General features: G+C 39.1%; 17 protein-coding genes. 7 read left to right on the forward strand and 10 right to left on the reverse strand.

Annotated features, from left to right (window positions below; genetic code table 11):
• Positions 1-171: 171 nt before the first annotated feature.
• Both M2444_RS27590 and M2444_RS27595 read left to right on the forward strand, forming a co-directional pair.
• The gene (locus M2444_RS27590) at positions 172-6,111 is read left to right on the forward strand and encodes an RHS repeat domain-containing protein (protein WP_280788583.1); all 5,940 of its coding nucleotides are present in this window, start codon (positions 172-174) and stop codon (positions 6,109-6,111) included.
• Between the two features lie 41 nt (positions 6,112-6,152).
• Positions 6,153-6,731, forward strand: coding sequence for a hypothetical protein (locus M2444_RS27595; RefSeq protein ID WP_280788584.1), 579 nt, complete (start codon positions 6,153-6,155; stop codon positions 6,729-6,731).
• 644 nt (positions 6,732-7,375) lie between these two features.
• On the opposite strand, the gene M2444_RS27600 is transcribed toward M2444_RS27595, so the two are convergent.
• Both M2444_RS27600 and M2444_RS27605 read right to left on the reverse strand, forming a co-directional pair.
• A complete protein-coding gene (locus M2444_RS27600; protein WP_280788585.1) occupies positions 7,376-9,097 on the reverse strand; it encodes a hypothetical protein in 1,722 nt (573 codons plus the stop codon).
• 510 nt (positions 9,098-9,607) lie between these two features.
• On the reverse strand, positions 9,608-10,366 hold the full coding sequence (locus tag M2444_RS27605; RefSeq protein WP_280788586.1) for a hypothetical protein: 759 nt from the start codon (positions 10,364-10,366) through the stop codon (positions 9,608-9,610).
• Positions 10,367-10,663: 297 nt separating this feature from the next.
• On the opposite strand from M2444_RS27605, the gene M2444_RS27610 reads away from it, so the two are divergent.
• Complete coding sequence (locus M2444_RS27610; RefSeq protein WP_280788587.1) at positions 10,664-11,233, forward strand: transposase; 570 nt, start codon at positions 10,664-10,666, stop codon at positions 11,231-11,233.
• A gap of 273 nt (positions 11,234-11,506) precedes the next feature.
• On the opposite strand, the gene M2444_RS27615 is transcribed toward M2444_RS27610, so the two are convergent.
• Positions 11,507-12,262, reverse strand: a complete 756-nt coding sequence (locus M2444_RS27615; RefSeq protein WP_280788588.1) for a LytR/AlgR family response regulator transcription factor — start codon at positions 12,260-12,262, stop codon at positions 11,507-11,509.
• 167 nt (positions 12,263-12,429) lie between these two features.
• Here M2444_RS27615 and M2444_RS27620 point away from each other — a divergent pair, with 167 nt between their 5' ends.
• The 3 genes from M2444_RS27620 to M2444_RS27630 all read left to right on the forward strand — a co-directional run bounded on the left by M2444_RS27620 (position 12,430) and on the right by M2444_RS27630 (position 13,265).
• The gene (locus tag M2444_RS27620; protein WP_280788589.1) at positions 12,430-12,669 is read left to right on the forward strand and encodes a type II toxin-antitoxin system HicB family antitoxin; all 240 of its coding nucleotides are present in this window, start codon (positions 12,430-12,432) and stop codon (positions 12,667-12,669) included.
• Between the two features lie 201 nt (positions 12,670-12,870).
• Positions 12,871-13,098 (forward strand): helix-turn-helix domain-containing protein, encoded by a 228-nt coding sequence (locus tag M2444_RS27625; RefSeq protein ID WP_076315906.1) that lies wholly within the window; start codon positions 12,871-12,873, stop codon positions 13,096-13,098.
• Positions 13,086-13,265, forward strand: a complete 180-nt coding sequence (locus M2444_RS27630) for a hypothetical protein (RefSeq protein ID WP_280788590.1) — start codon at positions 13,086-13,088, stop codon at positions 13,263-13,265. The genes M2444_RS27625 and M2444_RS27630 overlap by 13 nt, the downstream gene beginning before the upstream one ends.
• Before the next feature lie 398 nt (positions 13,266-13,663).
• On the opposite strand, the gene M2444_RS27635 is transcribed toward M2444_RS27630, so the two are convergent.
• Both M2444_RS27635 and M2444_RS27640 read right to left on the reverse strand, forming a co-directional pair.
• The gene (locus M2444_RS27635; RefSeq protein ID WP_280788591.1) at positions 13,664-14,536 is read right to left on the reverse strand and encodes a coiled-coil domain-containing protein; all 873 of its coding nucleotides are present in this window, start codon (positions 14,534-14,536) and stop codon (positions 13,664-13,666) included.
• A gap of 595 nt (positions 14,537-15,131) precedes the next feature.
• Positions 15,132-15,623 (reverse strand): hypothetical protein, encoded by a 492-nt coding sequence (locus tag M2444_RS27640; protein WP_280788592.1) that lies wholly within the window; start codon positions 15,621-15,623, stop codon positions 15,132-15,134.
• Between the two features lie 539 nt (positions 15,624-16,162).
• Between M2444_RS27640 and M2444_RS27645 the strand changes: the two genes are divergently transcribed.
• Complete coding sequence (locus M2444_RS27645; protein WP_280788593.1) at positions 16,163-16,504, forward strand: hypothetical protein; 342 nt, start codon at positions 16,163-16,165, stop codon at positions 16,502-16,504.
• A gap of 356 nt (positions 16,505-16,860) precedes the next feature.
• On the opposite strand, the gene M2444_RS27650 is transcribed toward M2444_RS27645, so the two are convergent.
• From M2444_RS27650 to M2444_RS27670, 5 genes are all read right to left on the reverse strand, one after another.
• Entirely contained in the window at positions 16,861-17,286 is a 426-nt protein-coding gene (locus M2444_RS27650) for a hypothetical protein (RefSeq protein ID WP_280788594.1), read from the reverse strand.
• A 98-nt stretch (positions 17,287-17,384) separates the two neighbouring features.
• Positions 17,385-17,852 carry a hypothetical protein gene (locus M2444_RS27655; RefSeq protein ID WP_280788595.1) on the reverse strand — a complete coding sequence of 156 codons (468 nt, stop codon included), beginning with the start codon at positions 17,850-17,852 and terminating at the stop codon, positions 17,385-17,387.
• On the reverse strand, positions 17,849-18,841 hold the full coding sequence (locus tag M2444_RS27660) for a helix-turn-helix domain-containing protein (RefSeq protein ID WP_280788596.1): 993 nt from the start codon (positions 18,839-18,841) through the stop codon (positions 17,849-17,851). Before M2444_RS27660 ends, M2444_RS27655 begins: the two co-directional genes overlap by 4 nt.
• Positions 18,842-19,005: 164 nt before the next feature.
• Positions 19,006-19,434: a hypothetical protein gene (locus M2444_RS27665; protein ID WP_280788597.1), complete on the reverse strand. Its 429-nt coding sequence runs from the start codon at positions 19,432-19,434 to the stop codon at positions 19,006-19,008.
• A gap of 66 nt (positions 19,435-19,500) precedes the next feature.
• Entirely contained in the window at positions 19,501-20,604 is a 1,104-nt protein-coding gene (locus M2444_RS27670; RefSeq protein ID WP_280788598.1) for a DUF6012 family protein, read from the reverse strand.
• Positions 20,605-20,647 lie beyond the last annotated feature (43 nt).

Here is a 20,647-nt window from a genome sequence, read left to right on the forward strand (position 1 = left end):
CATTAACTCTAGTCAATTTTGAATACAATGGAATGGGGATTTATAAAAGGTAGTGGTAAATATTCATGTTTTCCATCCTCTGACTTACTGAGTGATAGGAACGTAATTTTTTTTTTGAAGAAACTTTGTATAAAAAAATATACTAACCAATCTATGGAATAAGGGGAAAATATGATGGGCAAAGCTAGAAGAGTATTTACAAGAAGTACGATAGCTTTTCTGCTATCTATTATGCTTTTTATTAATTTACTGGGCGATATGTCGACATCCATTGTGCAAGCAGAAGCTGTAGATATTCCGGTAATTTCCGATTCTGTTTTATCAAGCAACGAAGTCTATCAGTTAACTATTCAGGATATTTTAGATCGTTTTCAAACTACTGAAGTTTTCATCCAAAGCCAGATGGATCAGGGTTATTCGTTAAATGAGATTTACAATCTTTTCTACCAATCCGAAGATCGGCAAATCAGCTATGAGGAAGCCCTCCTGCTATTTAGCTCTTCCGAAATTAATCTTTCTCCTGTCGTAAGCACAGAGGTGTATAACGAACTTCCTTCACCCGCCCTTCGAGGGATTCCCTTGGTACCGATTAGTAGCGTAACGGGTATCGTATACAGTGATCCGGCTACGGAGGAAGCTTCCGAGACGGTCATCTCCAATGTATACTCGAATCAAAGCTCTCTACTGCGAAGTACTACTCTGGACGCGCCAGAAAATCCAAAACTGGAGAAGCCGCCGGTTTATTCGAAAAACTCCTTCAGCGAAGCGCCTTATTCTATCGGCTCAAGCAATGAGTCTATTTCTAGTATAAGCGGAGGACTGTCGCTCCTAAGCGACGATCTGACGTTGCCGGGACGAAATGGACTTTCGTTTACCCTAAGTCGTCAGTATAACAGCAGCGACGCACAGTTCTACGATATGGATTATGGTTCTCGAACTTTCGATTATGACTATTATCGATGGGCTGTCACTTATAATGTTAAACGAGTCCCCATAATTACCAAGTATGACGTATATCTGCGTGAAAAAATGGTTACTGAGTACGATTACAATGCAGATGGAGTGACTGACCACTCCAGCGGTTCTGTGCTTCAGGAGCCCATTCTCGATAGGGTCTACGATACAGAGCAAGAGGCACGGAATGGCGTCAATCTGATTCCGAACCGCACTTACTTAGTACCTATGGACTCTGTCTATCTGACAGCGTCCCGAACTTCAGCCACCAACTCTTTTCCGGATACCGTTGCACCTCAGAATGGATATAGTGGGGTGCTAGGAAAAGTAGATCCTGTGACTGTAACCGGCTCCTATACGCCAGCCAAAAGCAAAAACGCCACGGGTAGCCGTACTCGTGATCTACAAGGCGCGTATAGTGCTAAAGGAGTCTGGGAGCTGAAAAAAGATAGCGGTGAAGTCCCCGAGAAAATTCCATATTCCGATTCGGAAGGATATACAGGCGATTTGACTAGAACCGGAACTACAACTATCAAAGATTGTGCTACCAATGGTACTCCCGGTTATATCTGCACCAAAACCTTTCAAGCCAATTATTCCGGCACCGTGTGGACGAAGGCCTCTCCGGACACCCGGCAATATACTCAGAAATATGGGGGCTATGTTGAACGGGCTGCATATTATTCTCCTGATCGATACACAGCCTGGACTTCTAGTGGCAGTGGACGTGTACGTTATAAGTACTCTCGGGACGGAGTGGCCTGGGTTCTGCCACGGGAAGTAGAGGGGACGAATACGTCCATCGAGTCGTACTTGGGAGGCACATTTGATGAATATCGCGATGCAGTTGCAGCGCAAACCCAATTGAACAATTCCGCAGGAGGCTTCCTCGGTGCGGATAGCAACAATGGGGTGGAAACGGCTCGCTATTACGTAAATTCTCCCGCAGGTACTTCTATATATTCTTACAAAGCCGGCGTCGGCACCGGGTATGAATATTATAATCGGACCACCAAGCCGCTAGCAGAGAAGATGTACCCCATAGGAAAAGGCTGGAGCTGGAATCTGCCTTTTATCGAACTAAAAGACGGCAAGAGTATCGTTCATCCAGGAGACGGTGGTAGGTTTACCGTCGAGAATGGTGCGCTGAAAGGAAGTGAATGGCAAGGTATCAGTTTTGCCCTGGATACCTCGGTGACAGTAAACGACGAGAGATCGCAGTATGTGCTAACTAGCGCCGATGGACTGCGTAAGCAGTATTTCAACGCAGAGGGTTTCTTAATACAAATTGCAGATTCCAATCAGAATACGATTAAATTTCAATATGTCAATAATGCAACCTATGGTACAAAGTTGCTTAGCCAGATCAAGGATGCAATTGGCAATACAATTGAGATTGAATACACATCGCAGGCCGTTACCTTGACGCAAGGAAGCCGGAAAGTCGTGTACAACAAACATACGGAAGAAGGCATAGAGCTGTTGGATAGCGTCAGAGATCCGATAGGTCGGAAAACCACGTACAGCTATAAGATCAAAAACGCTCGCTTTAATCTGTTCAGCGACCATACAGAGCGAGAGGCTACTAACCCGTACGCCTTGATCTCCCAGGTGCAGCATCCGACAGGAGCGATTACCAAGTACGACTTTGAGGATCAGCCCGTCAAGCGTTACCTCGGAGAAAGCTCCTATAATGAGAGCTTCCGTCTGTCTTCACGCTGGGATCTGATTATCTATGAAAACGGCACGTCTTCCGAATATAACCGGCAGTCGGTGTATTATAACAACACTGACATGGGATCGTCCGCCAACCAGGATTTCAACTTCTCGACCACCCTTAGTGACGGTCTGACAGAAACTTTACTTAACTACCGGAAGGATTACATTGATACCGAGACAGCGGCCCGTTTCTACCTGCAATCTTCGGTGCAGAGCGCAAATGGACTAAGTAAAACCACAAATTACGAGTACGGAAAGTATGTAGACGGCCGATCGTATCCGGCTCAGTCAGCAACGAAGGTCACCACCTCCAATAACAAAAATGGAGATGTTCTGACGACCCGCGCTTCTTATGATGATTACGGTAACACGATCGAGGCTACAGATGCTCAAGGGCGTACAATTACGTCTATCTATGACGACCGGCACCTGATTTTAAGCACGCTTGAGCCGGCCAATGAAGGCGTTCTACGGTATACGTCCTATTCCCGAAACTCCCAAGGTCAGGTTACGAGCATTACCATGCGGAAAAATAATGCTGCCGGAGTGCTGCTACAAAACATTACGTTTAATGCTTTCGATTCCTACGGGAACATCCTTTCTAAGACTGTGCGTAATGGAGAAAAGAACATTACGACGACAACGGAGTACGATAGCAGAAACCATGCCTTCCCGGTGAAGCAACAAATGGATGTGAGCGATGCCCAAGGACAGACCCGCACGGTGTCGGTGAGTGGAGAGTACGACTCTACAAACGGGAAATTGACGGCTGCAACAGATGGAGAAGACCGTCGCACCACTTACGCCTACGACCTATTGGGCCGGGTAACAACTGTCACCCATGCTGCTGATCAATCGAATCTCAACGCTGTGTATGATGACCTATTGAATACGATAACGGTTACCGACGAGAATAAAGCGGTCAGCCAAACCCAGTGGAACGCACTGGGTTGGCAAGTTCAGAGCGGAATCTGGGAACAAGGTGTTTATAAGAAGAAGTCCAGTACGGGATACGATGCATTCGGACGAAAAGCTTGGACTCAAGATGCTCTGGGCAACAAGAATCTATACCAATATGACGCTTGGAATCGGTCTACCGGCGTAGAGTATCCGGATGCTTCGGAAACGATTCAAAAGTATAACGACGAGCTTCGTACGATTACGTCGACCACACGAGAAGGTTATTCCCAGATAGAGACCTTTAATCTGTATGGCCAAAAAATTAAGCTTGAAGAGCAAGAGGCTCCAGGAAGTGTGATCCGTCAGCTTGCTAGCTACACTTATAATCAGGTAAATGGCAAAATCGCGCAGCAGACGAATAGCAACTCGACAACGAAATACGCTTACAATGACAACGGTCTGCTAATTGCGGTAACCGATGCGTTGGGAGAAACTACCCATTACGGATATGACATGCTGGGCAACCAGTTATCGGTGACCTATCCGGGCGGCAGCAGCAAGCAGAAGACCTATAATGAGCTCGGGTTAGTGCTGACCGAGACCGACGAGAAGGATCAGGTCACGATCAACAGCTACGACAATACGGGGAATCTCCTATCTCAGCAGGATCGCAATGGAGTAACGACGAACTATACGTATGACAAACGCAACCAGTTATGGAAAAAAATCAGCCCCGATGAGACAGTGGAGTACACTTATGACCTAGTAGGTAACCGCCTGTCCATGAGTGACAAAATGGGAATCACCTCCTATCAATATGACTCGGATACGGGACTACTGAAACAAATTACCTATCCGGATAAATTAAAGATGCAGATTTTGGAGTATGATGCCAACGGCAACCCTATTGAAATGTCAGGTCCATTTGGTGTTGTGAGCAAGTATGCGTACGATCAAATGAATCGACTGAAAAGCATAGGAGCTAACCTGGAGCAGCCCACCATTTCCTATAGCTATAATAAAAATGGAGATTTGAAACAGGTGGATACGGACAGCGGGCTGCGTCATACGTATCAATATGCGGGACTGGATTTGACCCGGGTAAACGAGGAACTGGCAGGTCGTTCATTGAACGATTACCAATATAAGTACGATCTCAACAAGAATATTCAAAGTAGGATCTGGACCCAAAGTGGGGAGAAAACTGTCTCTATAATCGATACATTTGGTTATGATGATTTAAACCAGATTCTGACCAGTACAGAGAACCAAGGGGAGGCGTATACCTACGATGTTCGCGGCAACCGAAAAACGCTGGTTTCCGGTGCTACACATGAGTCCTTTGCAGATAGAACCTATGTGTATGATAAGCAAAATCGGTTGACCCAAGCGGTTGTAGATGGGGAAGTAGTAGACTACAAATATAACGGGGATGGTCTTCTAGTTGAACGTACAGAGAAGGGCGTCACGTCCCGTTATTATTATGATGGAGACCAAATCATCAGTGAGGCTATTTTGGTAAACGGCCAGCCACAGTTGGTAGCTAGCTACCTGAGAGGAAACCAGTTAGCATACATTCGATATGCGGATGGAAGTATCGTTTATCCGGCATATAATGGTCATGGAGATATTGTAGAGATTCGTAGCCAGCAGGGAAATGTGTTAAACCAATACGTTTATGACATCTGGGGAAATATCACTAAACAAGAGGAAACTGTGCATAATCCATTCCGATATTCTGGTGAGCTGTGGGATGATACAACGGATCTCCAATATCTGAGGGCTAGGTGGTACGAACCGAGTTTGGGACGGTTTTTGAATGAGGATACGTATGAAGGGCAGATTACTAATCCACAGAGTCAGAACCTTTATACGTATGTGCATAATAATCCGTTGATTTATAGCGATCCATCAGGTAATTATTGCGTTTCTTCTAATGGAAATAATACACATGCTGGATTTTGTTCGAGTAGTCCACAAAAATATGAAATGTCAGATGTAATGATAGAAGGTATGCCATATATAAATAATGGAGTATTGCGTGGGTATTATCGAGCTGATGCCTCCATAATATGGTTATCAAATGATGAAATGAGTAAACAATCGTTTTGGCAGTTTATGACCAAATCTGAATATCAAGAATATGTAGAAGCAGTCCCTTTAGGAAATATGATAGTGATGGGCGGATTTAGTAGCTTAATGAAGGTGGCCACGGCACCTTTATCTGCTTCAAAGCCAGATAATGTTAAAGGGACAGCCCTAAAAATCCCTCAACTTACAATTGATAACAAACAATTCGGAGAAAAGTTTGCCAAGCATAAGAAGGATTATCCAGGAATGGATAGAATGGGATATACAAATCAAATTAAGGATATATATAATAATCCAGATAGAGTTGTGTTTGATAAAAATTTTAATGAATATTATTTTTTACAAGGTAAGAATCTCTTGAGACTAAAGGAAAATGGTAGTTTTATTAGTCTTTATCCTGGTGCGGATTCCACAAGAGTAATTAGAGCAATGAGAGAATCGCAATGATAGAATAGCAACGAGATAATCGAATTGAGGAAGGTGCAAAAGTGAGTGCTAATATTGATTTAATTATATTCACAAAAAAAATGATAGATCTTAATTGGCTTTTTAGTATCGTACAGAATAAAGGATTTAATACATCTATCAATAAGATTGAATCTGTGAGAAATTGGGACTTCGATGATATGCAAATTCATTCTTGTGAAAGTGAAACTAAAGAAATTATCGAGCTGCTTGAGGTAGGGAGAATTATATTAATAAATGGTATTGTTAGTAACAATGAATTTGTAGTAATTCTAAATAAAACAGAAAATGTTTATGAGACAAGTGTTTCTCTAGACACAAAAAATTTTCCATATTTTGATAGCGACATGTTAGATGAACGTACACTACCCTTTTATGATGAAGTGTCGGAAGTATTGTTATCTCCTGAGATGGTTAATAATTTAATTGTTTCAGCATTAGGTGTTGAGGTGCTTGTTAATTATAATGACGATGTTCATGAACTCTGTCTTAATAGTTATAATGTGGTGCGATGGGTTTTTGGGATTGATAAGAAAATAAGTAATCATAGTCTTAAAGGCTACAGGCAGGTGACGCCTCATATTTTGCATAAAATTACTTGATGCTTGATTTTTTTGACTACATCAATACGAAATTGCTACAAGATAATACTCGTTATTTATGATAGGGTTATTGTGCTTATTCAATTATCAATCATCGTTTAAAACTAATGTACAAATTTAACCCGATATATTTTATGGACCGCATGGGAAATAACTCCCATGTGGTTTCTTTTATATTAAAAGGTCATCATTACAGAGACATATACACATAATCCGTATTTTGTGCATATGTATGAAAGGCTTATTAGTAACCCTATCCTACTGTACGTTGATGAAGCAAATCCGATTGCATTGTTACAGCTGTGTGATGCAAATGTGGTTGCATTAAAAAGAGCCCTTATATATCAAGGACTCTAAGGAATCACGCTCCTGGTACTCCCGGTTAAATCAGGCTTCGCTTCGGACGCTGGCGCCGGCAGTCGGATCGAGCAGCTGTAGATCACACTTCCGGGCTCCAAATAAAGCCAGGCTTTGCTACCGACGCGTAAGTGCCGCCGCTCAAATCGAGCAGTTTTAGATCAAGTTTGCGCTTCCAGATGACGCCAGGATTTGCTGCCGACACGCCTGTGACGGTGGGTGTATACCCAGCGATCGATGAGCCAGGCGGCGGACAGTTACAGAGCCACCATCAATCTAGATAAACATCAATTCGTTCCAAAAAAACCTGACCAGGAATCAATATAACGCCCAGTTTTATTATTCTTTATCTCCATTAAAATACTTTGTAGGTTGTGTTTCCTCGTGTCTACACATTTGCATGCAGCTTTTAAGAGTCTCTCCTCAACAGTACCAGTAGTTGTCGAAATATAGTAATCACATACACGATTAATCACCCGAGCTGTTAATAACGGATAAATTAGATTTTGCTCCTCCAACGGAATTTCAGTATCTTTAACTCTAACCCCATCGCTTTGGAAGGTAACAGCTGCATTTTTAAATATAATCCCCCCTTCTGCCCGGCCAAGCCCTTCCCATCTTCGTTTTGGATCGTTATTAATCGCATGCTCATCAAGCGTAACGAGAGTTGCGACAATGGATGCAAACAAGAGGCGTTCTTTCTTAATTTCCTCTCGCACCGACATTGTGACCTGGAATTCAGATTGGCGGTTATAGTTAGAATCAAGCCGTATTTTTTGGGGGCAAGATAAATCAATCTCCCTTAAGGTTGGTGATGAAATCCACTCTTTATCCGCTGGAGACATGTTTTCGTAATCATGAATGAAATTAACCTCAAACCATCTTTTATAGCTGGTTGGATCTTGCGTTAGAATTTCTATTCCATCTGTATTGTCTAAATAATCGAGCGTTAAATGTGGTTGTAATGCTTCCAAACACCCTAATGCGTGTCCGACATCCCCCTTTAAATAATACAAATAGCTCAAAAAACTAAGAGAGTACTGATAATAGTCTTGGTTTCCATCGAATATTTTACCTGTGAAGTTTTTCGGAATAACCGGCCTGCAGTACTCAACCACTTTTTTGAACGCATCAAAAGCTTCACTATATTTGCCTTCTTTAAATAACTGATGAGCGTATGAAGAGTATACCTCCGGCAATATTGCTATTTTCTTAGAAATGTGAATAATTATTTTGCTGTATTCTTCACTAGAAAAATCACAGAATCTTATATCCTTAAAAATTTCAATTGCATTGTTAGTGAAGTCATAAACACGTTCGTGAGGTTCAAGGCTATCATCATCATCTGTTTCTAATGTGAAGATTTGTTCTCTTCTGTCGATAGGGATAAGCAACTTCCATTTGCGTGTATGTGTATATTCCAAATTCTTTTTATACCGCTCCGCTTGTCCGACTGTCCATAGCATTGTTCCATCATTTAGTACTTTTATAGGTGAAGGTATGGCATTTTCTTGAGTAAATCGGTCGTACAAATTTGAAGTGTTCAACTCAAGAATCTCTGCGAATTTGTCCGCTTCTATCAAGTTATAAATTCGTTCAAATTCAATGTTGTAGAGAAAGTTTAGATCCTGTTGAACATTTCGTTTTATGTATTGTGGAGGTAATTGTGAAAGGCCATCAAGAAGTCTTACTATATAAGCTGTCCACAGTCTCATAAGTTTCGATCTAATGCTGTAAGAATAGGTTTCAAAGATGCTTATTTGCCTCCTAAGATTAGAATCATTAGCACTTAATTCATATATTGTTATTGCTTGATCCAAATCGGTGACAAATCCTAATAGACCATAGGTGCTGGTATATAATGAGCTGCCGATCTGGATAGAATGCAAATCCCTTCCCGACGTTTCCCACGAATGACGGATTGTTTGAATATCATGTTTGAGCCATGCAAAATAACGGGCCAACTCGTTACCTTCCCGTATATCAAGTCGTTCATCAGTAAATTCCATGATAATCCTCCTCCGAAAAGTTTATCTTGATGATCCTTTTCGACATCCACTTGAGATACTACCTTTCACCATAATTGTACATTATTATCTGCACATAAACACTATTAAGGAACTAAGGAACCATCTTTTTTTCTTTAGACTGTTGTCCGTTGATTCTAATTCAGTCGAATTATAGAAACCATTGTTTTTTTGTAATTGGTTTTGCTTCAATCGTGCGGTTTGCAACTAGATTTGCTTCATGTTTTCATTGAAGCAGATCTGGTTGCATTAAAAAAAGCCCTTATATATCAAGGGCTTTAATGCAATACCTAATCCTTCTTCGCACAATTATTCATTTGTTGTACGTTGAAGCAAATCCAGTTGCATATCTCCCATTAAAAACAGCAACAACAAAAACCGTACCCACTTTTAATCCCCCTCAAATATGAACTCTAGTTGCTAACGCGCCGGTGTATCGGTATTAGGTGACATCCGGAAGGAATTACTCTGCATGCCCAAAATCGAGCTTTTTTACGGTAGAATTTTCACTTGTCTTCTGTTTAACACATTTGTTGAAAATTCATTTTGTGTATCAAAAGAATCCCACTCTCCTGCTACAATAATAGTGTTGTCCTTATTTTCATAAAACTCTTTCTGTATTGCCTTGTACAGCTGATCATCTACAAACCGCAATAGAAACTTAAATTTCTGTTTTCCTTTTGGGGCAACCAAGTAAATTTCTTTTTTTTCAGAATCATAAAACTTAGGTTTACTTCGTTTTGCTTCAATAATTCTCCAGCCAATAACATCAGCGCTTTTTCGATACATATGAGCGCTACCGTCATATAGAAGCATTGTTCCAATAATAATTCCGTTGTATGTATCTGTACAATCATAAGCGGTACATAAATCATATATTTGAAGTATCGTACGAGGGGGGTTCGGAATAACTGATCCCTGCCCATGTTTCCCGGGCTCTAACTTCTTAGTTTGAGGTTTGCTTTGAAGAGTTAAAGCTAAGAGTGCTTTATTAAAGTCAAAATCAGTCTCGTTGAAATTATTCGGGTCAAAATTATTAGATTTATAATGAAGGCATTGTTTTATATGACTATGATTCGCAAATTTTGCGCTAAAATAAAATGCTGTACTACCTTCCTTACCACAGATATACATATGGGCATCACATGCTGGATTAGGGCAATAAAAGCGAACCCCCTTGTCCTCTTTAAATGCGTCTCTAGCCAATAGTTTTACTTTTCTTGCTGGATCCCTAAAAACATACATTGCCATTCTTTTCACCATCCCTAAATTTATTTAAGTTGAGCCTATACATACAGATAAGTATCAATTGAGGGCTAACGTTGAGTACTACTCTACCCTTTATACAATCAACTTACTGCGATCTATATAACAAGAGGGAGGTCAACGATAGTTATAATGTGTCTCAATTGTAGCTCACCGTAGCGGATGCCAATTGCCGGCCGTCTTGAGCGGCTACTGAACGCTCTGCAAAGTCTAACACTTCGGCTAAATCCGGGCGAGATGATCAGCATCCGCTGGACGTACATGCTGAAGCGCTAGCACCGCATGACGATCCGAACCTGCATCGAACGATTCCAAATCATCGGATTCGAAAACGATCCGGAATTTGAATCTAAAAAAACGAATCGAAGAGCTATACGACAGTCCTCCGGTAGATGGGCGTGTATTTGTGTCGATGAGCTTGGCCCTTTGTCACTTCAACCTTATCGAGGAAAAGGCTGGTTTCAGCAGCGCAAAACGTCTCGTTTACGTACAACCTATACCCGTCCCCATGAGGTTAAGCACTTGCTCGCTACTTTAGATCTGAAGACTTACAAACTTTACGGGCATGCCTCAAAAACGAAGAAACACCAAGATATTCTTCGTTTTTTTGCTGTGCCTCATCGGCGATTTCCCCGTACAGAGCGTCTGTATATCATCCTCGATAACTTCTCGCCGCATCATCATCATAAAGTGAAGACTTGGGGGCTTTTTGAAAACAATGTCGAACTCACCTTCTCGCCAACATATGCTTCTTGGCTCAACCGAATTGAATGCCACTTCGGACCGCTTCGAAAGTTTGTTTTGGAGGGCAGTGATTTTGCCAAACATCAAGACTTGGCTTTAGCTATTTAGGCATACCTCCGCTGGCGTAATAAGAACAAACGTAAAGCTATTATTTTAAGGGAGAAAAACAAATAGAACTTCCGATATTCCAGAGGAAAAAAATTATCACACGGTTTATATTGAAGAGTCAAAACATGAGAGGTGAATCTTTCTCGAGCAAGCTATCCAAATATGCAGATATTCCTTCTTGAGCGAAGACGTGCTTTACTTCAAGTTGCCAACGAATTCTGAGAACTATAGTTCCAACTAAGGGATACATAATGAGAAATCGAGGTCAGACTATTATATAGTAGAGAACAATTGATCAAAGTCTCTCTTTTTCCTCCGTGACAACTCAATTTCCACATCGTTATATGCAAGTCTTATAATATAAGTACCCATCGACTTTTCACTGACATATACAGATTTAATATAATTAAGATTAATAAGATTAGAAGGGTTTGATAAGAAAATCTGTTTTGAACATTGCTTTAGAATATCTGTTAATGTAGTGGTTGTTTCGATCCCCGATTTGAACTCCCCCTCTATAAATACTACTGACTTGTGTCCCCCCTTCAATTTGTGTGCATAAATAAGATTATTCTCATTTATGTATATCTTTTTGTATAGGGATATAATTTTAATGATTCTGCCTGGAGTTGATTTCGAAATCAACAAGTCTCTTTTCACTAGATCCTTTGCTTTACTAACCGCTTCCATTAATTGTTCATATCTTATTGGCTTGTTTAGAATATCCAAACAGTTCAATTTAAGTCCGGTCAATAACAGCTCTGAATCCATATTACTAGTAACCAATATTAAGTAGGGCTTAATTCCTCTATCCAATAAAATCTGGTATGCTGATAGGCCGTCAATCCCATTTAAACTAAGATTTAAGAATAAGATATCTGGTTCATATTTCTCACATTCATCAATAAGCCATTCCCCAGATGCCACCTTACTAACTACTTCAATACCTAAATCATGAGCATAACGCGCTAACTTTTCTCGGTCCAACGGCTTATTTTCAGCGACAATTGCCGTTAATTGCATATTCATTTCGCAAACACCTTTCTTTTTCTTTCATATATCGTTATATTTCGACATTAAATTTACCATCTACACCTAAATTAAAACCGTTTAGGTATTTTCTCTCACAGTCACAATATTTAAGATATAATCGTACTATAAATAGTACAGTTTCATATGCCTAGGGAGGATACATCATGTCAGAAGATTTCACTTTGTTAATCGAGGAAGATTATGCCGAAAAAAACTTTTCAATTTATGTTCCAGAACTTCGTCTCAGCGCTGTAGGTGACACGGAAGAAGAAGCACTGCTCTGTGCTAAAGAGCTAATTGAAATCTCTCTTGCGACCAATCCGTCCCTGAATTTATATGCAACTAAGGTTTTGCGTATGGAAATTCCAAGATTCACGAATTCCTTCATTTCAACAGCAATTTAACACAGTGCAAAAACCGTTCCCGGCCGCCAGCTTATTAGGGTACGGTTTTTTTGCGTTCATCCGTTTAATCAAATCACTTCAAGAAAACTCAAGGTTTTATATCAGTAATTCATTTCAGAAACTTATTGAGTAACATTAATGCGTTTAATATGTTATAATTCGCTCGAACATCTTCACCCCTTTTTATGGTAGGAGGGTATTATGGCATTATCCCGTGGGATGTGCCTGTTGCGCCCTATTCGTCTTTCAAAAGGATTGACCCAAGATCAATTAAGTATCTTGGTATTTGAAAAGACGGGTATTTCTATGTCACGAGTTATGATCTCTCAGTTTGAAAATACAAGACGACCATTGTCACCAGAACAAATGAGAGCCATTTGTCTAGTCATGGGATGTACTGAAGCAGATCTGTACGAATGGCCACTATGAAGCAGCAGGCCGGAGTAGAATTAACTACTCCCCCAGGTGGAATAGTTAACGATGCCGTTAACATTGATATTGTCAATAAATATATATCGGCGAGTCTAACTGTTTTACTTAGCAGCTTCCAATATCGTATTAATCCATTTTCGCACATCGCAATTAGTGTAATCTGATAACAGTCACATACTCACTGTTGGCTCATCAGCCTAAATAAGCATCCTCTTCGCCTTCCATCGTTTAAACCATCCCATCAAACCCATAACGTGTCATCTTTGAATAAGCTACCATCGCACTAATAATACTAGATTCTTTTAGGCAATTATATATATTGATGCGAACGGCTACATATTGTCCGATCCGGTTCAGATTACCCCTTGATTCTCCTAAAGCCGAGCGAGAGATCTAACCAATGCATTCCCCACAAACAAAAAAACAGTGGAAGTTAAGGACATCAATTTCATGTCCTACTCCTACTGTTTATGATTAGAGTATATTAAGATCCCTTTCCATCAGCGCCTGACTCTCTTGAATCAAGAACGAAAACAAACCGTACGCCATCTATAATTCCAATCTATTTTCCGCTTCTTAATTCCGAGATTTGCTCTCGTAGGTCGGATACCTTATCACGCAGCTCAGTCTCTTTATCCATCATTTTGCGTTGCGTCTCCAATACAGCACGTTCTTTATCGATCTCAGCATTTAACTGCAGCTTTTCAATCTCGCGTATAAAGTTCTGTTCCTTCTTTTCAGCCTCATCCTTAATCTGTTGTAACTCTCTCTTCATCTCTTGCATTTCCTCTTGATATTGCTTAGCTTTCAAAGCAAGTTCTTCGTTAGCAGCTGCCTTGATGTTCGCATTTTCGGCCATTTCCTGAGCAAGAACTACCAACTTAGCGGATTGATCTTTAGATTCTCGAGATTCCTTAACTAGCAGTTCCATTTGATGAAGTTCTTTTTCGGCCGTTTCCCTGGACAGAGCCGCTTCACCTTTAATACGACTAACTTCTAAATCCTTTTGCTCGTTCACTCTCCGGAATTCTTCCTCTGCATCTGCGATCCTTTTATCTGCAGATAGAATGATTTCATTGATCTTTCGATTCGCTTCATCCTGTACTTTCTCTAGTTCTTCTTTTGTTTCGAACAATCGAGCTTTGAGCTCCTCCACTTCTAGCCTTCTATTAGTAATTGCTTCTTGAGAGACTTCTTCTTGATCCCTCATTGTCAAATACATTTCAGTATAGATACCAATAATACGTGAGGCAAATTGGTTAATATCATCTAACCTCGGAATTGAACGACCATTATCTTGTTCCCTTTTTACTTTTTCTAACTGAAGTAGATAGGATATTGCTTCCTTTTGGCTTGCACCGTCTCCTATTTTTTTAGCTATCTCATTAATTTCATCTTTTTGTTCTTCTGCAACTCTAACTGTTGTATCCGCCATTGTATACCCAAACCTCCTATTAAATTAGTGTATGCATTTGTATAATTGTATCCAGTTTGTATACATTTAGTTATTATGAAAGCCATCCCTTAAAAGGATGGCTATACTTACATGATTAAAGCAAATTCTTCATATTAATTATATAGATAATTTCATAACATTCCAAGTGTTAAGTATAGAATATTTCTTTAAACCATCGTATTATTTCTGGACAATTGTCAAAAAGTAAATAAAGTATTAGACACTGAAAAATAAAGTTGTTTGATTCGGTTCGTCGATCGAAAGTCGGTCTATAGAAGGTGTAAAAAACTCCGGTGGCCTTATGCAGGTGACCGGAGTTCCATATTAGCTTTTGTAATTTTGTCTCATCCATGTACAGCAGGTTCCAGCGCTGACCGTTCATTGTAACTTATGTGATCGCATAACAATTACTGCCATAACTACTAGAAATATCGCTGCTAATATACCTAAGATCTGCATAAAAAATGGCCATGTACTAAACTCCATGATATTAAAAGCTTCCATAGATAAACATTCCTATTCAGATAGTTTATAGTGTTTCGTAAAGCACTTGCATGTTCATGACAAACTGCGCTTAGTTTCCAGTAGCATCAAAAATGTTCCAGTTAAATAAAACTTCATTCCGAGCAAAATCTTCCTGCTCATCACATGAGACTTTCATGAAACGTATACCTTCATCTTTAAAATAAATTAAGTAAGGGTGTTCTTCGACTTCATCTAATACTACGTATCCCAAAAATCCAAGCCAAATATTATCAATATACGGATGTACCCAATTGTAGAATGATTTTATCTCGTTTCGATCTCGGAAGACTGATCTAACGCATAATTCCCAACAATCGAACCTGGGATGTTTTTCAAAAAAAGAAAATTCTCCTCTTATATTTGTATCATCGGAAAATGATCGCAGCATCGTATCCCAATTTTCGGTTGAAAATATTTGATAGTTAGGTAATGTGGCAGGCTCTTCTCCCTTACCAGTCATATATTTAATTATCTCAATTACTTCATTTGGTGTATCAACTTTCAACTTAAATCGAGTGTTTAATTCAGCAAAGTCACCCATTCCCTTGCTCCCTTCGATTAGATATTATTGGACTGCTTCTGCTTCAACTATTAGAAAAACGTTATTTTCAGACCCTCAACTTTTGCAGGTCCTCAATTGCTTTGGCTGTTACTACTTAATTATAGCTAATTGGTATCCTTGCTTCTTACATTATTTGAGTCCACAGCTCCGTAACTACGAACAGGACATTAACACTCCAATTCTTTTTCGAAATTAACTATTCCTTTGTATTACCATACTGATCCTGATCATCATAAATGTAAATTGGTCCTTCCCAGTAATATTCACAATCGTCACACTCACGCACTACATACCAACATTCCAAATCTTCATCCCAAAAACGTTCTTCACTCTTATCCACACAACTACAATCATTCTGCAACCATCTATCCCCTTTTCATCAAATTTTCGTACTGTGCATCATCTAACGGGCAGTATAAATAAACTTAATACCAATAATGAACGAGAAAACAAGTCATCTCCTTATTGCGCTGGACATACATATTATTAAGTGTACTTTCTGTGTAGGGGGGCTCGGTTTGAGACTACTGATTCTCGTGGTGGGTATAGTCTTACTTGTTCTACTTTGGACAAACCCTGATAGCTCGGATTTTGAAAAGTGGGTCTATAAGAAAGAAGTGACCTATTTCCAAAGAAGTACTCCTTTAGAACCTGTTGGTTTTCGAAGTAAAAATTATTTGTTTTTCTCAGTACATGAACTATCGATTGTAAGGCAACAGACGGACCTTATGACCGAGTACTCCTACTACGGGGGTGTAGGTATATTCGGAATGATATTCCCAACTTCAACACCTGGAGTTGATGGCAAGCAGTCCCCTTTAAGTCGGTCCTTGAGCTATCGGGAAACGTCAGTTCAATAAACCAACAGTAGTCTAAGACCTTATTCTTTGTTTAAGAAAGCAGTTGGTTTGTATATTGGAGCCCTAAAAACGGGCTCTTTTAGAATTCGCTAGTGAGCAGTATGCGTCTTATATTCCTCAAATCTATATTGTGCATCTTTCAGACGTAAAGCTGTGAGAACCTCAGCATTTCTTCATTTCCAAGATAGCTGAGCAAGATATTTTGACGTTGGTTATTCTTCCAGACTTCAACTTTAGATCACATAACATTACTTGTGACTCTTTTAAGATCTACGCTAGTGTGAATTACTTTATTAAGTCCATGCTGTTTGAATAAACCAAGAAAGCAGTTATCTCCATAAATCTGATCGCCTTTTTTAGAATGGAAATAATTTTTTAAGATCGATATTAGATTTTTCTGCGTAACTAGCTAAAGCAGCTGAAAAGTCATTAGAAGTAAATGCTTTCAAATCCTCAGTTGTCCCATCTTCAATAATGCCCGAAGCTTTTTCCATTAGAAAAGCTAACTCCTTAGTATCTTGGTCACTGTACAATGGATCCACTATTTTATTTATTCGTATTTGAACATATTCTTTTGATAAATCACCGTTAGCGTAATCTACGATCATTTCTCTGAATTCTAAAATATGATAATTATTTAATGTCGTTGTAAACATAGCATTCTGCAACTTCATTGTTTTTTTAAAGTAATGCTGATCTACAACGCTTTGTGTAACTGCTACTACTATTAATGTAACCACAGATGTGATGATAATATTTTTTGTGTGTTTATTCATTCTCATCAGTCCACTCCTTATGTATTAGTTCTTATTCATTCAGCCGGTGGTGTTTCTGCTAATATCGCTCGACCTATTCAATAAATCAAATCAAGTCAACATCATTAGGAAACTCTAGTAATTCCAATCCAGAAATCAGAAGCATCACAAGTTTCATCAACTTTTAGAGTTGCAGCAATGATACTCTCTGCAGAGCCGCTCCAGGAAAAATCTTTATACTGCAGCTCAAATACATCAACTTTTATTGAACAAGTTATATAGTTATCTAATTTAATCCTGCTTAATTCAAAAGTAATAACTTCTAAAGCAATTTGAATAGATTCTTCTTTCATTTGAACTAACTCTTGTCTCAATGACCTCAATTTAGTTAGATCAAACGTGACCCCTCGTTTCGTGGGTAAGGCATAATACATAGGATTGTGGCCAACTTCACGACTTAGTGTATTAACTATCGGATTATCACCAATATCTCCTGCAATACGATATTCAGGATTGCTTACTAGTAAATCGGATACAAGTTCATCCAGCAAACTGATCAGATATATGTTGTATGAAACTCTTATTTGTATCACACGCCTTCTCCCCATTCATAGTTATTAAAATGATCTTCGAGCCATTCCTGGATAGTCATGCCTTTTTCAGACGCTTGTTTTAATATCAAGGATTTCCGACTTTCCTGAAGGTAGAATGTTATCGGTGAAAAGCACGTGTTAATGACTGTATCTTCCCCTTCAGATATGATTTCTCCGGATCTAATATACAATTTAAGCTTATCTATGAAGTCTGGATACGTTAAAGGGGAAATACCTTTCAACACACATTTTTTCACTTCCACTACTAGAGAAGCTTCTTCTTTTGAAATACGCATATTAGCAGGCCCTACATGCTGATAGAATTGCTCAATTATCGTATAAATCATGGAATCTAAAAAAGTAGGAATGGGGAAATTGAAACAAGCATACCCATACGCGCTATTAGTTTCCTTACGTTCTAATTGAATAAGCGGCTTCCATGTAGCGATCGCTTCCTCATATGAAATTTCCTTTCCACCTTCGTCTATCATTTTAGCCTTTATTTTCATAGTACTTATCCGCTCCATTTCCATAATTCGAGCGATCCTACCGTTTTCTTTGTTTAAGTAGGGCTGGAACAAGAATGCACCTGTTTTTTTATCATAAAGGGTATTAGACTTTACGTTAGAGGGTTTGCTCTGTTCATACTCTAGAAGATCCTCTTCCTTTATAAAGAATGTATTCTTTCCTCGAAAATATGCTTCGTAATACGACAGCTCACCGTTTCTCATCAGATTTTGAAGAAAAGTTTTGGATCTACCTATACGTGCAGCAGCTTGAGTTGTAGTGAGATCTTTGCTTATATATAAAGGTTTTATCCGCTCCACATCTTCTTTGCGAAAACGATAACCTCCTTCGCCCCGATAAGACTCTGGATTAACCGGTTCAAGCTTCTTTAATGGATCAGGATGATCAATTAATTTATATACAGTGGACAAGGTTACTTTAAGTTCTTCGGACACTTGATTGATATTTAAATATTCTCCCATTAATTCGACTCCTCTTCTCTTATTGCATATCTTATACTTACAAATCCATCTGAAGAAGAGAGCGGCGATCTAAGACACCTTCAAACGCCAATCTCACGTTACAGCTGATGGGTTAATTTTTTTATTTCTGCCTAAGCGTTTTAATATTATTGGAATTGGGTTTATTATACTAATCCAGTTTCTTCGTTCAATAGTACTGCATCTGGGAACATCATCTTGTACATTTCAAATTCTTCGGCATACTCTGGAAGTAACAGTACTAGATTGTTATTCTCTATCAACACATGAACCGCTTTTTTTGCCAGTTCTATTGTCTCTTCAGAATCTGCTAGAAATAATGCAGAAATTCCAACTACTCCTTTTCGAGTGCGATGATATGCACCATCATTCCAAAGGTCTACTCCTTGATTCCTGATAGGTCCGTCATACCAATACAATACATGGCTTGGCTTTTTAACGGTACTCAGTCCGTGTATGTATGCCTGCTTTGCGAAGTTATTTAAAAATTTGTCACGATTTTTAAAATTGGTTTTCACAGGATTAACAATAGCAAAAAAAGATGAAGTGGTGATGATTTGGTCTCCAAATCTCAATGGTTTACCCTGTTTCTTAAATATCTTCCTATACACTCCGCACACTTCCATTTCGTATTGAATTAGTTACAAATTTCTTTGCTTATGCCACTTTCCATAATGAGACCCTGACCAAGAAAGAGAATGAAGCTCCACGGGGAAATTCGATAGACTAATACTTTCACGAAGTTCAAAATGATTGAAAATATCTTTAACTACAACATCTGTTTTTCGGTTTTTTGAAAATATATCACTATTAACCGCAGAGCTCACCAGAGAAAATTCGTTCATCTTAGCACTACGTGAAAATCGTTGATCTGAAGAGAAAAGATTGCCCTCATGATTCATAAAATCAAACTTTATATTTATTTGATGATCTAACAGTAGCTCTTCTTCTATTCTCCAGCGCAAAAGAATTTCTAATTCTTCAGGAAAAGTTTCTTTACGAGCAATAATCGGATAAAATCCAAAAGAACTCTTCTTACGACCCTTTTTTAAACCTGCAGCATAATAACTTTTGTTTGGAAAAGGGCTTGATATCACAAGGTTTTCAGGAGTGTCTATACCTTGTATTTCCAACGTTACTTTCTTTCCTTGCAACTCACAAGGTACATATAGTTTAGGTGCTAAATGGAACATATAATAGTTGTTCGGGACGTCCGGTACGCCTGCAAATTCATTTAACAAGTGTGAATGGTAATCCCTAGATATACGACCTCTAGTATCAACTTCTTGGATGAAATTAGAATAAACCTTATCTAAGGTATAATTATTTTTGTATAGCTTCATTACAGTAATTATCGGTGGGGCTGGAGATTTTGCTTTTTCAAAGAGTCTATTAACCTCTATAGCGAATGATTTATATTGCTCTGAGAATCCATCTGTCCAATATACAGCAAGCTCTAACAGTCCCTCTTCAGTCATGGTGAATATACGTTGATCATCTTGCCATCCTATAATAGTGAGATACCCTTTTTGTAGAGCCTCTTCGATCAGGTCGGAAACTCGTTTGTTCTTCTTATCTTTGAAGATGTTAAGACCTTGAGAATAAATTTCTTTATTACTCTTGTCTTTTCTTTCTCGTTTCGCACGTTCTAAAATCGTCTGGATTATAAATGATTCCGTTAATTTAAAACCGAATGGATGTAGGTTAGATAGAAAATAGAGCATTGTACTAGTCTCACGTTCCATTTTTAACACCTCTCTAAATATAGATGGTAAAGTCCTTCTTTTT

The organism is Paenibacillus sp. PastF-3, from assembly GCF_029893135.1.
GTDB lineage: Bacteria > Bacillota > Bacilli > Paenibacillales > Paenibacillaceae > Paenibacillus_AQ > Paenibacillus_AQ nitricinens.

What these genes read in the sequence shown, in the direction of transcription:
- M2444_RS27590 (WP_280788583.1), top strand. Translation starts at nt 172, where the DNA reads ATGATGGGCAAAGCTAGAAGAGTATTTACAAGAAGTACGATAGCTTTT.
- M2444_RS27600 (WP_280788585.1), bottom strand. Translation starts at nt 9,097, where the DNA reads ATGGAATTTACTGATGAACGACTTGATATACGGGAAGGTAACGAGTTG.
- M2444_RS27605 (WP_280788586.1), bottom strand. Translation starts at nt 10,366, where the DNA reads ATGGCAATGTATGTTTTTAGGGATCCAGCAAGAAAAGTAAAACTATTG.
- M2444_RS27610 (WP_280788587.1), top strand. Translation starts at nt 10,664, where the DNA reads ATGACGATCCGAACCTGCATCGAACGATTCCAAATCATCGGATTCGAA.
- M2444_RS27615 (WP_280788588.1), bottom strand. Translation starts at nt 12,262, where the DNA reads ATGAATATGCAATTAACGGCAATTGTCGCTGAAAATAAGCCGTTGGAC.
- M2444_RS27620 (WP_280788589.1), top strand. Translation starts at nt 12,430, where the DNA reads ATGTCAGAAGATTTCACTTTGTTAATCGAGGAAGATTATGCCGAAAAA.
- M2444_RS27625 (WP_076315906.1), top strand. Translation starts at nt 12,871, where the DNA reads ATGGCATTATCCCGTGGGATGTGCCTGTTGCGCCCTATTCGTCTTTCA.
- M2444_RS27630 (WP_280788590.1), top strand. Translation starts at nt 13,086, where the DNA reads ATGGCCACTATGAAGCAGCAGGCCGGAGTAGAATTAACTACTCCCCCA.
- M2444_RS27635 (WP_280788591.1), bottom strand. Translation starts at nt 14,536, where the DNA reads ATGGCGGATACAACAGTTAGAGTTGCAGAAGAACAAAAAGATGAAATT.
- M2444_RS27640 (WP_280788592.1), bottom strand. Translation starts at nt 15,623, where the DNA reads ATGGGTGACTTTGCTGAATTAAACACTCGATTTAAGTTGAAAGTTGAT.
- M2444_RS27650 (WP_280788594.1), bottom strand. Translation starts at nt 17,286, where the DNA reads ATGAGAATGAATAAACACACAAAAAATATTATCATCACATCTGTGGTT.
- M2444_RS27660 (WP_280788596.1), bottom strand. Translation starts at nt 18,841, where the DNA reads ATGGGAGAATATTTAAATATCAATCAAGTGTCCGAAGAACTTAAAGTA.
- M2444_RS27670 (WP_280788598.1), bottom strand. Translation starts at nt 20,604, where the DNA reads ATGGAACGTGAGACTAGTACAATGCTCTATTTTCTATCTAACCTACAT.